The organism is Bacillus sp. LL01 (assembly GCF_001037965.1).
In genome coordinates this window covers 431,561-445,289 of record NZ_LFEL01000002.1, presented here as the reverse complement: position 1 = coordinate 445,289, position 13,729 = coordinate 431,561, and the positions used below count along the sequence as shown (strand labels likewise).

General features: G+C 40.8%; 12 protein-coding genes. 10 read left to right on the top strand and 2 right to left on the bottom strand.

All coding sequences use genetic code 11. The features are described from left to right. The first annotated feature begins 14 nt into the window (after positions 1-14). The 6 genes from AB685_RS08595 to AB685_RS08570 all read left to right on the top strand — a co-directional run bounded on the left by AB685_RS08595 (position 15) and on the right by AB685_RS08570 (position 6,059). Positions 15-410, top strand: coding sequence for a hypothetical protein (locus AB685_RS08595; protein ID WP_128755824.1), 396 nt, complete (start codon positions 15-17; stop codon positions 408-410). A gap of 110 nt (positions 411-520) precedes the next feature. Then, positions 521-1,705 carry a hypothetical protein gene (locus AB685_RS08590; RefSeq protein ID WP_047970171.1) on the top strand — a complete coding sequence of 395 codons (1,185 nt, stop codon included), beginning with the start codon at positions 521-523 and terminating at the stop codon, positions 1,703-1,705. 42 nt (positions 1,706-1,747) lie between these two features. Next, positions 1,748-2,419, top strand: a complete 672-nt coding sequence (locus AB685_RS08585; RefSeq protein WP_047970170.1) for a hypothetical protein — start codon at positions 1,748-1,750, stop codon at positions 2,417-2,419. A gap of 595 nt (positions 2,420-3,014) precedes the next feature. Further along, positions 3,015-3,866: an NERD domain-containing protein gene (locus AB685_RS08580; protein ID WP_047970169.1), complete on the top strand. Its 852-nt coding sequence runs from the start codon at positions 3,015-3,017 to the stop codon at positions 3,864-3,866. Positions 3,867-3,946: 80 nt separating this feature from the next. Further along, a complete protein-coding gene (locus AB685_RS08575) occupies positions 3,947-5,044 on the top strand; it encodes a plasmid pRiA4b ORF-3 family protein (RefSeq protein WP_047970168.1) in 1,098 nt (365 codons plus the stop codon). Positions 5,045-5,153: 109 nt separating this feature from the next. Further along, positions 5,154-6,059 (top strand): exopolyphosphatase, encoded by a 906-nt coding sequence (locus tag AB685_RS08570; RefSeq protein WP_047970167.1) that lies wholly within the window; start codon positions 5,154-5,156, stop codon positions 6,057-6,059. A 155-nt stretch (positions 6,060-6,214) separates the two neighbouring features. On the opposite strand, the gene AB685_RS08565 is transcribed toward AB685_RS08570, so the two are convergent. Both AB685_RS08565 and AB685_RS08560 read right to left on the bottom strand, forming a co-directional pair. Then, positions 6,215-6,577: a DUF3889 domain-containing protein gene (locus AB685_RS08565; RefSeq protein ID WP_053073763.1), complete on the bottom strand. Its 363-nt coding sequence runs from the start codon at positions 6,575-6,577 to the stop codon at positions 6,215-6,217. A gap of 204 nt (positions 6,578-6,781) precedes the next feature. Further along, positions 6,782-7,705, bottom strand: coding sequence for an LD-carboxypeptidase (locus tag AB685_RS08560; RefSeq protein ID WP_047970166.1), 924 nt, complete (start codon positions 7,703-7,705; stop codon positions 6,782-6,784). Between the two features lie 269 nt (positions 7,706-7,974). On the opposite strand from AB685_RS08560, the gene AB685_RS08555 reads away from it, so the two are divergent. From AB685_RS08555 to AB685_RS08540, 4 genes are all read left to right on the top strand, one after another. Continuing rightward, positions 7,975-9,762, top strand: coding sequence for a sensor histidine kinase (locus AB685_RS08555; RefSeq protein WP_047970165.1), 1,788 nt, complete (start codon positions 7,975-7,977; stop codon positions 9,760-9,762). Continuing rightward, a complete protein-coding gene (locus tag AB685_RS08550; protein WP_047970164.1) occupies positions 9,743-11,335 on the top strand; it encodes a response regulator transcription factor in 1,593 nt (530 codons plus the stop codon). Before AB685_RS08555 ends, AB685_RS08550 begins: the two co-directional genes overlap by 20 nt. Positions 11,336-11,360: 25 nt before the next feature. Then, positions 11,361-12,686, top strand: a complete 1,326-nt coding sequence (locus AB685_RS08545) for an ABC transporter substrate-binding protein (RefSeq protein WP_053073762.1) — start codon at positions 11,361-11,363, stop codon at positions 12,684-12,686. 168 nt (positions 12,687-12,854) lie between these two features. Then, positions 12,855-13,499 carry a DUF624 domain-containing protein gene (locus tag AB685_RS08540; RefSeq protein WP_047970163.1) on the top strand — a complete coding sequence of 215 codons (645 nt, stop codon included), beginning with the start codon at positions 12,855-12,857 and terminating at the stop codon, positions 13,497-13,499. Positions 13,500-13,729: the final 230 nt, after the last annotated feature.

Here is a 13,729-nt window from a genome sequence, read left to right as displayed (position 1 = left end):
CTTGGCTGCAAATAATGATTAGGCATTATCTGCACCATCAAATCACGCACGCGCTCCAACCCAGCTGCAGAGGACCGCTTGACCGAATTCATCACTTTTTCCTGCTGACCTTTCAGCTTGATATTAAGGTCTGCTTCCACCCGGGTACCAAGCTCAACGGACATATTGAAGGTGCTGATCAGTCCATTGAATATTTTATACCTGAGATTAAGGAAATGGAAAATTACGAAACACTTAAAACCCTCACCATTAAAGATTTATTGACATGTGATAAGGGACAAAACATATTTATCATACCAGAAGAAGATATAATTGTTGTTTTCACAGCACGAATCCTAGACAATGACATAAGTATTTACTATGCACTACTGAGAAACTACTTGATTGATTATATAGAAATTATGGATTAAGTGGATTAAGAGGACAGGCATGCCGACCCGGTTTTGCTCTAATCTGTTAAATGGCCAACGGGTCAAGAGACCTGTCCCCACAACCCACTAAATAATGTAAGGAGTGTAAAATGATACGTGTATTCTTTGTTTTACTGATGTTAATGTTAGTGGGCTGTAATCCCGCAGAAAAGAGTATTGAAAAGGGAATAGAGGCAGAAATAGATTTTGAAACGTTAAATCTAGAAGAATATGTTTTTGCGGGTACTGGGACAAAAACAATGCGTGCTTTAAACCTTCCAGAACCAGAGGATTACACCATTTTTCAAAAAGAATTAAAGCGTGAGGGAGAAAAAGTTACATATTATACGATTTCGGATAAAAGATACGATTCCACGAGAAGGGAAAATGGGGAGGAATCTGTCTATTCTGTAACCAAAAATCATGTTGTCTTAGAGGAGACAAGAGATATTTGGTATCATTCACCTCCTACGACCATTCTAGAAAATAAACAACGATTTGAAGATACCTATTGGTACGAAATACATCCTACAATTGTCAATATCACAACACCTGCTGGTGAGTTTTTAGATTGCCTTGCTGTCACCATGTTATTGGAAGACTATCCGAGAGCAAAAGTCACCTATTGTCCAGGGGTGGGAGCGGTGAAGGATGAAAGAAATGACATTATGGTTGAAGAGGATAAGTGGTTTACTGTAGAGGAATTGGTTGATTTTGAATACCTTGATTTAGATGAAGAAGGAATTGAAAAGGAAATTGAAAAAATTCAAGCGCAGCAAGAGGCACATCGGGTTACTTACAAAGAGGAATTAGAGAAAGCTGAAGAAGAATTGCAACAGCTACTCGCCGAAGAAGAGGAAAGAAAAAAGGATCTACCATTATTAGAGCAGGAATCATATGGCGACTGGGAAGTAAGAGATGGGCAAGATGTTTACACGACTAAATTTTTCGAAGTGATTTTCCCTAAGGAATATTCAGGTGATCTGTATAGCGCATTTTTACCGGAAAAGGGACTACACAATCACCATTTTTTCAAGCCCAAGGCAAATGGAAGTTTACTTCAAGACACCATTTTCGAAATTAGACAATCTGTACAAAATCCCGCAGAATTTACTATGGACTCAAGTGACGGGAGCGAAATGCTCTATATTGATAGCAGCAATGGATTGTATTATTACTTCATTTACAACCAATTTGAGGATGGATCAGAAGAATTAAAAAAACATCCAGAATATGAAGAAATAGTCTACCAGATGAGACGGGAACTCGATCAATTAGAAGTGAGATTTAAATAAAAGGGTTGAAGGGACTTTCCCCTTAGCCCAAAGGAGTGAACTATGCGATATACAATATTAATTATATTCTGCTTCTCACTTCTCACAGCTTGTGGAACAAATCCACTGACCAATGGAGAAAACCCATACTCACATTATGAAGACGATAAAATGATCGGAAAGGTGTGGGAGGTGAGTGGAAATAGCGTTGAGGTAGACATTTCTGAATGGGTGAAGCGGAATCGTAAAGGTCCCAATCAGACGGACGAAGGCTACTCATATATGGCTAATTTAACCAAAGAAACTGCGATAAAATTTGAGGATGGAAAAGAGGCTTCTATTGAAGATATGAAAAAGGGGCAAAAAGTGTTAGTGAATCCACCAAGTGAAGGTAGTTTCGAAGGTACTCCGGAAGAAATCATTTTATTAGAGATGACCTATGAAGAAAAGTATGCAAGGCTGTTATCGCATGTAGATGGCTATAATCTCGACGTCATGTTTGAAGAAGGGTCGATATTGCCTTCTGAGTTGCAAGAGACTCTATATGAAAAGATCCGGGAGCTCGCGGATGAAGAAGTGGTTGCTACTTGGATGGTTTACGATGAGGAGTATGTAGTGGATTACAAAGAAGAGCTTGGAATTGGAGAATTTCCAGTTATGTTGGTTTTTGATAGAGAGAAATTGATCTTTAAGGCGAATGATGTGGAGGAATTATATGAATTTTTCGAGGATTGACTTGTAGATTCATAGAGTGATTTTCGGGCTCTTACTTTATTAAAATAGAAAATTTTAATCAAACGTTTGAATAAATTAATTTTTGGTAGTTTTGCATTAGGGGTTAGAGGATTGCGTCATATATCGACTAATTTCAAGTGGTTTATCGATATAACATCGTCCGAGCGGACTGGTTGCCTTGCTGGGTTGGACTGAATGACTCCAAGTTAGATTAGTGAAGTGAATTATACAATAAACTGAATGAATTATTCAAAAAAGAGTCGAAAGTGTACAAAAAACGCTCCTAAGTATACAAAAAACACGTTCAAATTACGACAATCCATATATTTACATAAATAATCTCTCTGGGGACCATTTGGGGACGGTTCTAGCGCTTCCTCCTTGTAAAATTTTCTAGTTATTTTGGGGCTAGGACTGCTTGCACACATAACAAAAAGCCTGCTCATTCAAAAGGAATGTGCAGGCTCTTTTTAGTTTAGTACTGTACTAATTAGTTCTATTTTACTGATAATTTTACATAATATACTAGATTCTAGCCAGCGCTTATCCTATTATTGGAAGTGTGCTAACTATTAAAACTAAACGAGGTGTCTATTTGTCTAACCTTCAGAAAGTCGCAGTTATTTGTATTGGTGTCATTATATTATCTTTTATTGCTCCTTTTGTTTTACCATTTATTTTCTTAGCAGGTGTCCTATACTTAAAAGCCAATTTCGCAACGATAAAAGGAGCAGCGGGGGAGCGGGCAGTGAACAAGGAGCTTGCTAAACTTGGGCCTATGTTCAAGGTCTATCATGATTTATATGTTCCAAATCAAGAAGGTGGCACTTCGCAAGTGGATCATGTGGTCACTTCGCCAACCGGTATTTTTGTTATTGAAACGAAGCATTATGATGGGTGGATTTTCGGGAAGGAAAATCAACGGAATTGGACGCAGGTGATTTATAAGCGAAAAGAAAAATTCTTGAACCCAATCTGGCAAAACTATGGGCATATTCAGGCACTAAAAAGTTACCTTGGAGAGCAACATAACTTTCAATCTATCATTGCTTTTTCCAGTAGGTCTACCTTGAAATTTGAGGACGACTTTAGCTCCGCGCGAGTCATTCAGATTCCAGAGCTAAACCGTGTCATAAAGGAATCGTTAACTCGACAGATAAGTGAGACGGGGCTCGGGGAAATCAACAATGCCCTTGAACAACTGGTCATTAAGGATAGAAAGCAAAAGAAGATGGTACATAAAAAACATGTAGAGGCGATTAAGAGTAAGAAAAGTCAGAAGGCAGCAATAGTAAAGGCAGTAGGGAAGAGGGAGATAGTTACCCCAGTGAGTTCCGATTTGTGTCCCAAGTGTGGTGGGAAGCTTTCTTTGAAGAAAGGGAAGTATGGGGCTTTTTATGGATGTAGCGGGTATCCGGTATGTAGGTTTACGGGAAAGGTGGGTTAGGGAGAGGGGACTCGAGGGGACAGGCACGCCGACCCATTCCTATGATAAAATCAAAGCAATACGATTAAAGGAGAGTTCCTATGCTAATTCAGTGCACGAAGAAGCTATTCGACGAGTTGAAAGTGACGCCTCAGGAACCTAGAGAAGAAGGTAATCCGCTGCTTGGGTGGCATGCCAATTTTATGAAGTTTGGCAGGGAAAAGTTCTTCGTTCTTGTTAATGATAAAAATCGGTATGCCGTTGTACTTTATGGCTTGAAAGCAAAGGATAAAAAGAATTTTGACACGTTAATTAAGGATGCGATTCGTGAGGTTTTTCATGCTGAGTCTATTAATGAAGAGATCATTGAAGGGTATCTGCAAGCTTCAACAGGCATGATGTACTCCAAAACGAAAGACCGTAAGTTGGTGGCGCGGTTAAATAAGGCGTGTGAAGCAGTTCATTTTGGTGAGGATTTATGGGAACCGGGTTCCATCGTGCAAGTGGAGATGAGCAAGTGGATTAGCTCGATGTTGGTTGGGGACGGGAAGAAGGCTTATTTTTATCCTAATAAACAGATGTATAAGGATTTGGAGGAGTTTTCGGGTCAACCTGTTTTTAATACGGAGGCAATGGTGCTGAAGGTCACGCTGGAGCTTGAACAGCACAATGTGTGGAGGCGGATCACCGTTCCTGCCGGCATCACTTTCCCAGAGCTACATGACGTTTTGCAGACTGCTTTCTCCTGGCAAAATAGCCATCTTCATGACTATGAAATTTTTGAGAAGAAGGAAGATGGTTCCGAGTGGCATGATAGACCAAGCCTTAACCTGGTCTGTAATGATGAAGCTTTTGGCTACCAGGGCGTGATTTCTATGAAAATGGAAACAGGCGAGAAGCTAAAGGATTTTGCGGATACAAAGATCGTTTATAATTATGATTTCGGTGATAACTGGAAGCATACCATTGAAGTGGAAGAGGTTATTGATGATTACACGGTCAACTTCCCTATTTGTACGGGTGGTGAAGGGGATGCCCCGCCTGAGGATGTAGGAGGAGAGATGGGGTTTGAGACATTTCTTTCTATAATAAATGACGCCTCCCATGAAGATTACCACCAAACAAAAGAGTGGGGGGAGATGCAGGGGTATGAGGAGTTTGAAATTCGTGAAGTTAATTGGCGGTTGAAGAAGGGGTGAGGAGCGTCGTGGGGACAGGCACGGTGACCCAATTTTGAAGACGTTCCCTTCATACTACTAATTTTGGTCGAGGAACTTGTCCCCGAATAAAGGAAGGTGTAAAACAGCAGTGAAAGACAAAGTTGTAGCACTAATTGACTTAGGATCCAACTCTATTCGGTTAGCTTTATATATAATTGATCCTGCTGGAAACTTTGAAGAAATTAAAAAAGCTAAAGTTGCAACACGGCTTATGAATCATTTAAGTGGGAATGGACATCTGAGCAAGGAGGGAATCCAGCTCATCATTAACACGTTAAAACAATTCCAACAGGTGATTGATTCTTTTAACGTCTCAGAAGTTATTGGGTTTGCAACCGAAGTAATAAGAAAAGCGGTCAATCAGGAAGGAATTTTATCTATAATTAAAAAGCAAACAAGTTACTCTTTCAGTGTATTGAGTGAATATGAGGAAGCATATTACGGATATTTAGGAGTGATTGATTCCATCACAATGGAGGATGGAATAATAATCGATATTGGTGGTGGAAGTACAGAAGTTACCTTATTTCGGGAGAGGAAATTTGTTCAATACCACAGCTTTTCATTTGGTGCTGTATCCTTAAATGCCAAATTCACCTCTACAAATCAAGTATCTAGTATGCAGGTAAACAAGCTTCGCTCCTTTCTATCCTCTAATTTCCGATCTGTTTCGTGGTTAACGGATGTAAAGCACCCTGTTATCGGTATCGGGGGCACAGCCCGTAACTTAGGAAAAATATATCAAGCCAAATACAACTCAAAGCAACATGAAATGAAAGTAGAGGAAATTAAATCTATCGCTAGAGACCTCTCACTTTTATCACTTAATGAGCGAACAAAAATAGAAGGACTCTCTAAAAAAAGGAAAGACATTATACTACCAGGCATCGAAACAATAGCTACCCTAACCGAAGTAGTCCAAGCTCCATATTTCATTTTCAGCAAAAGAACAATAAGAGACGGCATTTTGTTGGGAAGGGAGAGGGGAGGGTAGAGGGGCCATGCACGCCTGCCCATTTTTGAAGTACCCAGAAAGTCAGTCCTCTCAGATACAAAAAAGCGAGCTGAGATAGAGATAGGATATGAATAGCCCAGGTTATGTACATTAACCTTGGGCTATTTTTCTCGAAGGCACGTGAATCCCTCTGTCTAGCGTCTTTTACCATTGTTTCTCCGCTTTATTTCTTCTAATTTAACTTCTTTTACCGTCTCTGTCTTGTTATAAAAACTAATCGTTACATTGACCCCGAACTCCCTATCCCCTTCTTTTAGCCATAACCTAAATTTTTCTGTTGTTAACACGGGGCCTTCCTGTCTGCCCACATGAAGATAATCCACAATATTCGCTTTAGGGTAGGCTTCTTTCATACGTTTCATCGCTAGCTGCCCCCACTTTGCATAGCTTGGCGCCTGTTCACTTGATTGCTGTGTTGCCTCTGCAAAGGAAGCTGGTTGAAGTCCCATTAGCAGTAGGAATGCTAAACATGAAAATAGTGTAATCCTCTTCATCATCTTAAATCCCTCCAGTTAGCGTATATAGTGCCCCAATTGTAGTTAATTAATTTGGATATGTATGTATGGGGACGGTTCTTTCGCTTCTTTAGAGTGGTTTACGTAAATCTCCGTTTTTCCGGTTGGAGAGGTCTTCATGTAGGGTATGAAGACCTGTTGACGGTGATTTTTGAATGTCCCCCTGAAGCACTTGGCAATCTACTATCAGCTAGAAACACTTGGCTCTATAACGGTTAAAGTAGTATTAGTTGTATTCAAATTAACAGTTGCCCCTATCGGAATAGCAGCTTTATATCTGCCATGTCCAGTAGCTAGATTTACCATTAGCGGTTTCTTCATTGGCACGAGAAAATAATTCACCAGGTCTGCAAATGTGGTGTTATAGGAAACCGGACAATCGGTACATTCCCCCATAATAATGCCAAGGCAATCATCAAATTTCCCTGCCATGGATAGCTGGGTAAAGTACCGGAGCATCATGTTCATTGGTGTGTGGACATCCTCTAGGAATAAAATTTTCCCTTTTGTATCGATTTCATATGGGGTCCCGAGGGTATTCACGATGGATGTCATATTCCCTCCAACTATGGGACCTGTCACATTTCCAGGTGTTATACTCATAAGCGCCATTTCCGGTGGATTCAGAATGGGCCGAGGAGAAGTTAATGTGGAGGTCGCTGCAAAAAATTGATTAAAATTATAAGCAGGAGTCTCCGGTCGAAAATCAATAAGCATCAAGCTATGAAAGGTAATGAGATCACTAAACTGATTCAGAATGTTTAACAATACAGTGATGTCGCTGTACCCTGAAATGAGCTTAGGGTTTTCCCTGATGACATCATAATCCAAAAAGGGAAGAATACCCTGAACCCCTGTCCCCCCACGTGTCGGTAGAATCATCTTTACATTCGGATTCTGGAACATATCCATAATATCCTCTGCTCTTTGATCTGCAGGAGCTGCCACGATACCATCTATAGAATACACGTACTTCCCAAAAACAACATTAAACCCCATGTCTCTCAAAAATTGCACCCTTGCATCTATAATCGCCGCATCAAGCGGACTTCCCGGAGTAACTAAACCAATCGTATCTCCTCTCTGCAACACTGGTGGTCTATTCGCCATGTTTTTCGCTCCTTGTGAACGGACATTATTACTAAGTATATGAGGGGGAAATTATTTGAGAGGTGAGAAAGAGCGTGGGGACGGGTCTTTTGCTTCCTTTTTTCTTAAAAAGAAGCGCAAGAACCGTCCCCATTGCAATTCCGACAGTGACAGCCACCGATTCATCTGTTAATTTATAAGAATAGTAAGAAAACAAAATAATACCTTATAAACGTTATTCCATTAGAATAGAAGTAATAATTATAAAGGTTATCTCTCTGGGGGGCTATATGTTTTTTTCGTTGCGAAATCGGCTGTTTTTTATTTTCACCATTATGTTAACGGTCCCATTTATTGTTCTGTCCATTATCATTCCGAGCTGGTTTACTTCGGTTATTGAAGAGCAGACTAAGAGCAATACTCTTGATATGATGGATCAATATTCCTTATATTTAGATTCCGTAACTGTTCAAGCCGAGGATCTTGGAAAGCAGGTGCTGGTGAATCAAAACACGCAGCAATGGCTGCAGCTGGAAGAGAGCGATAATGCATCACAGGCGGAACTTCATTTTATCCGAAACGAACTAAGAGTCTGGCTGTCTTCCATGGCCTTGAATAATTCTAACACCATGTCCATTTCTGTCTTTATGAATGATGGCACAGGAATCTGGACGAATCACCCTTTTCTCTCCGAAGTAGAGTGGTATCAAGATTACTCAGAAAAAAATCAGCGTTGGATCAAGGCACATACAGACGCCTATCAGCAAACTTATGTACAAAGCTATGTAAATAGTTTTGTAATTCCTTTGTATGATATCTACACGCTTAACCTCTCCGGAGTGATAAAGGTGAATCTGCCATCAACCTTGCTGGAAAAGGCCCTAGAAAAAGTAACACTAGGGGAAAATGGCCGGGTTTACTTAATGAACAGCATAGGTGAAAATGTTCTGACAGGCAGCATACGCACTCCAGAGAAAGTACTGGATGATAGTCTGGAGAAAATTGCGAATAGTAGAGGCGATAACGGTTTAATAGAAACTTCTCATGAGGGGGAGGAATACTTCGTTTTCTATCAAAAACTCTCTGTAGGAGAATGGATTCTCTTTAGTGAAATCACCAAATCGGAGTTGTTTTCCAAGGTCCATGAATTGCAAAAACGATTGCTTTATACTTCCGCAGTCATCTTTATCCTGACAATTCTTGCTTCCTATCTGTTTTCCACCAATATTGTACGACCTCTGGGGAAAATGACCAAAGCGATGGGATATGTCGAGCGAGGGGATTTTACAGGTGCAAAGCAATATATGACTTCAATAAAATCACCCAAAGATGAAATCGGCTATCATATTAAAGTATTCGACCAGACCATTGACCGGTTGAATAAACTGATTACAATCGAATATGAAGCAAATCTCCGGAGAAAGGATGCAGAATATAAAGCATTGCTTCTCCAAATTAATCCTCACTTTATGAATAATACGCTCGAGATTATTGGAGGATTGGCTGCACAGGGGAAAAACAAAGACGTTATCAATGTCAGTGTCTATTTGGGGCGGATGATGAGCTATTCCTTGAATACCCACAGCGATGTCGTATCATTAGGCCAGGAAATAAATTATATTCGCAATTTTACAGACATTCTCAAAGTCAGGTACGAAGATGCCATTTCCATTAGTATTGAAGAGGAACCGGAAACAAAGCTGCTGCCTATTATTAAATTTATAATCCAGCCACTTGTGGAAAATGCTGCAAAGTACAGCTTTATAGAGAACACGTATGCAGAAATAAATATTAAGACAGTAAAAGAAAAGGACCGGGTATTCATCTCGGTTGAAGATAATGGCATCGGGATGTCAGAGGAAGTCATAATAGATTTGATGAATGCAGATATGAATGATTCCACGAATGTGCTGGCCAGCAAAGGGACAAGTATCGGGTTGAAGAATGTCCTGGGGAGATTGATGCTCTATTATGGGGACGATTTCAGCTTTCACATTGATTCTGAGAGAAACAAAGGAACGAAGATAACATTATGTATAAAAGTTAAGGGGGATATACATGATGAAGGTACTGATTAGTGATGACGAGATTCAAATTCGTAAAGGTCTCCGAATGAAAATGGATTGGGCACAGGAAGGCTTTGAAATTGTCGCTGAGGCAGCAAACGGTCAGGAAGCCCTCGAGATTCTGAAAGAACAAGAAGTGGACATCGTCATTACAGATGTTCGCATGCCGATTATGGATGGAATGCAATTTGTCAAACGATGCCATGTGGAGTACCCAGATATAAAAATAATCGTGTTATCGGGCTATTCCGATTTTGAATATGCAAAATCCTCGATGAGGGCGGGAGTAAAAGATTACCTTCTAAAGCCTGTTGCTCCTGATGAATTGGAGGAGGCACTGCAACGAATCCGCATCGAAGCAGATGAGGAAAAGAAAAAACAACTGGAAACGGAGCGCATGAGCAGGGTTGTCCATAACCAGCTGGAGGAGATGCGCGAGCAGTATTTACTGTATTTAGTGAAGGAGGAATTCTCGGAATATAATGTTGCCAAGGAAAGGTTAAAACAGTTGCAACTGGAGACTTTGGCACAGGAGAATACCGAGGTACAATTCATAACGGTTGAAATAAGAAGAGCAGAAGGAAGCCCCGAAGAATTAAAAGAGCTGCTGTTACCATTCAAGATGTTCTGCAAGGAATATGCTGAAAGAAATGAAGGTACATATTTCTTCTATGATGCAGGCTATGCCAATATGATTCACTTTATATGGCAAAAGAATGATACAGCCTTAACGCACTCATCGAATTTTATCAGAAACTTGCAGGTCAAATTAAAAGAATATTTAAAAGTAGAAACGGTTATCGGAATCGGGAAGAGTGTCACAAGCTTTCCACAATTTAAGAATGGTTATATTTCCGCGCTGCTCTCCTGGAGTCAAAGTCAGGTGGGGCCCCTTTCACAGGTTATTGAAGGGGTGGCTCAAAACGATGTATTCAATTTCACCTTGGATGTGGAGATGAGATTAACGAATGCCATTGAAAATGCCGACCAACGGGCATTCCAGAATTCCCTCCAGGATATTTTAGGAGAAAATCTCTCCATGATGGCATTTTCCTTCCTCTCCAACCGGGTTCTATTTCTATTAGGTTCACTTGCCAGAAAATATGATGTGGATACGGTGGAGGGGAGAGATAGAATCTGGAATTGCCAGCAAAGCATATGGGAGCTCAATTCCCAAAGCAGGGTGAAAGAGCAACTTCATCAATTGGCTCAGGCCATTGTGGAGAAGGTAAAGGAAGTCCGCTCTTCTTCAAGCGGTTCTGAGTTGGTGGAAAATGCAAGACGATTCATTGAGACTCATTATGCCAGTGAAATTACACTCTCCACCTTATCCAAGCAATTCCATATTAATAGCGCTTACTTATCTGAGATTTTCAAAAACCATGTCGGCCAAAATTTCAGTGATTATCTAAATTGTCTGCGAATGGAGAATGCCAAAAAATTTTTAAAGGATCCGCAGCTTAAGATTATTGACGTTGCTCATCTGGTTGGCTTCTCCAGTTCAGGGTATTTCAGCACGGTTTTTAAAAAGCAATTTGGCCAATCTCCGGCAGATTATCGCAAATCCATACACCCTGACAGCTGAGGTGAATAGAAAGAGAGGTGATCTTATGAAAAAAAGGATAGTCCTTATCCTTGTACTGCTGGGTTTAGTCATTGCTGCAGGGTATGCCTTGTTTGTAAATAGCTTCTCTGATAAAAACGTGGATAATGGGGAGGAAGCGGAAAGTGTTGAACAGGTAGAGCTCACCTTTTGGCGCAATCTAGGAAATGCATCATTCAATTCTGCATATGAACAATTAGTGGCAGATTTTGAGGCACTCCATCCGGATATAAAAATCAATATGCAGGCACAGTATTGGGGACGTGAATATGAACTGCGTCTTCGAACAGAATTGGCTGCCGGAAACCATCCGGATATTATGACAATCGACAGTCCTAACTTAGGGCTCTACGCCAATGCAGGATCACTTTTATCCTTGGACCGGCACATGAAAGAGGAAGGCAATATTGACGATATCTCAAAGCCGACCATTGCCGGATTAACCTTTGAAGAGGAAATATATCTTGCACCCATTGTCGAATCGAGCATAGCCTTGTATTATAATAAGCATTTGTTCAGAAAAGCCGGCATCCCTTTTCCTTCACAAGATCCCGACAATCCGTTGACATGGGAAGAGGTTTTAGAGATTGCGTTAAAAATAAACAATCCTGACCATGAGGTATATGGAATAGATCCAGCCCAGGGATTCATGGACGGCGAAGGACCTGCCTATTTCAAGATGCCCATACTATGGCAGTTCGGCGGAAGTGTACTGAGTCCTGACGGAACAACAGCGGAAGGTTACTTGAACTCCGAAGCATCTTTAAAAGCACTGCAATTCTACCAAGACCTCTATTTCGAACATAATGTGGCTACTATGCAATTGCCTCCAGCAGCTTTTGAGACAGAGAAGCTTGCGATGACCATTTTGGGATCCTGGGATTTGCAGGAGTTAGAGAACATTCAAGACTTTTCACTTGAAGAGGACTTCGGAGTCGCACCGCTGCCGATGGGAGAATATCAGGTGACTCCAAGCGGAGGATGGGCCGTCGGGATATCGTCCCAAACGAAGTACCCGGAAGAGGCCTGGGAATTCGTTAAATTCCTGACAAGCTATGAGGGCTCCAAAAAGTTTGCGGAACTCACGGGGGAAATCCCTGCTAGGTATTCGGTAGCAGAGGCTCTTCCTGAGTTAAACGAGTATCCCAAAAATATCTTTATCCAACAAGGCCAGAATCATTCCAGAAACCGCCCGGTGACCCCCGCTTATTCCGTAGTCAGCGATACAGTAAAGGAATTATTTGAAGATGTGGGTATTAAAGGCAGGGATATAAAGGAAGCGGCAGATGAAGCGGTTGAAAAAATAAACAATGCCCTCCAAGAGAATGAATGAGTTGTAAACCTCCAAATATATATTGGAGGTTTTTTGTATGCGTTTTCAACATCCGAAAATATTAAAAGTCCGCAACCGAAAATATTAAACTATCATTCTGGTCATCTTTGATAAAGTGAAGGGGAGACGGGGGAATTTCCGTCGTCATTGTGATGGAGGTGTAATCATATGTTTGATATGTCTCAATGGTACATTCGTTTAGGAAATTGGGCATTTAATCTAGTATTACTCAACCTTCTATGGGTTTTATTTTCTATATCAGGTCTTTTGATAGCAGGACTTTTCCCTGCAACTGCGGCAATGTTTGCAGTTTTAAAGCAAATGATAATGGAGGATGAGGATACAGCTGTTATTAAATCCTTCTGGAATCATTTTAAATCAGAGTTCATTATGTCCAACGTGATAGGGTATCTGGTGATGATGGTGGGATTAATTTTATATCTGGATATCCGAGTGCTGCAGCAGATGGAGAACGGCATTCTTCAATTGGTTTTGGCAAGTGCAACGGTTGTCATAGGTATTCTCTATCTTTTGACCATATTGTATATATTTCCGATATTCGTACATTTTGACTTGAAGCTTTTGCAGTATCCATTCCATGCGGTAATTCTTGCGGTTGCAAAACCGTTTCATACCATTTTCCTGCTTGCATTACTTGCAGTGGTTGCTTATGCCTATATGGTGATTCCGGCATTAATACTTGTTTTCGGTATAAGTCTCGCAGCCTATTTCATGACAAAAGTGGCCTCCCATTCCTTTCCGAGAAAAGAAAAAGCTTCACATGCTGAGAGTTTTCCCTCTGAAGCTCTTTAATAATATTTAAGTTTTTGAGAAAACCTTTACTATCATGAGGGAGTATAAAATCCGGTTGATCTCCGTTCCAGGCACTTCGCTTTCCAGTGGGCGGTCCGGGAGCCTCCTCTGGCCTCCTGGAGGGCACTGAAAAACTGAAAACGAATTGCTTTTAATGGTTTCTAGCTGTGGATTGGAGCAAATAGCGTAGACTCCCACGGGGGAGTAGCGATAATCTTGAGACCCCGCAA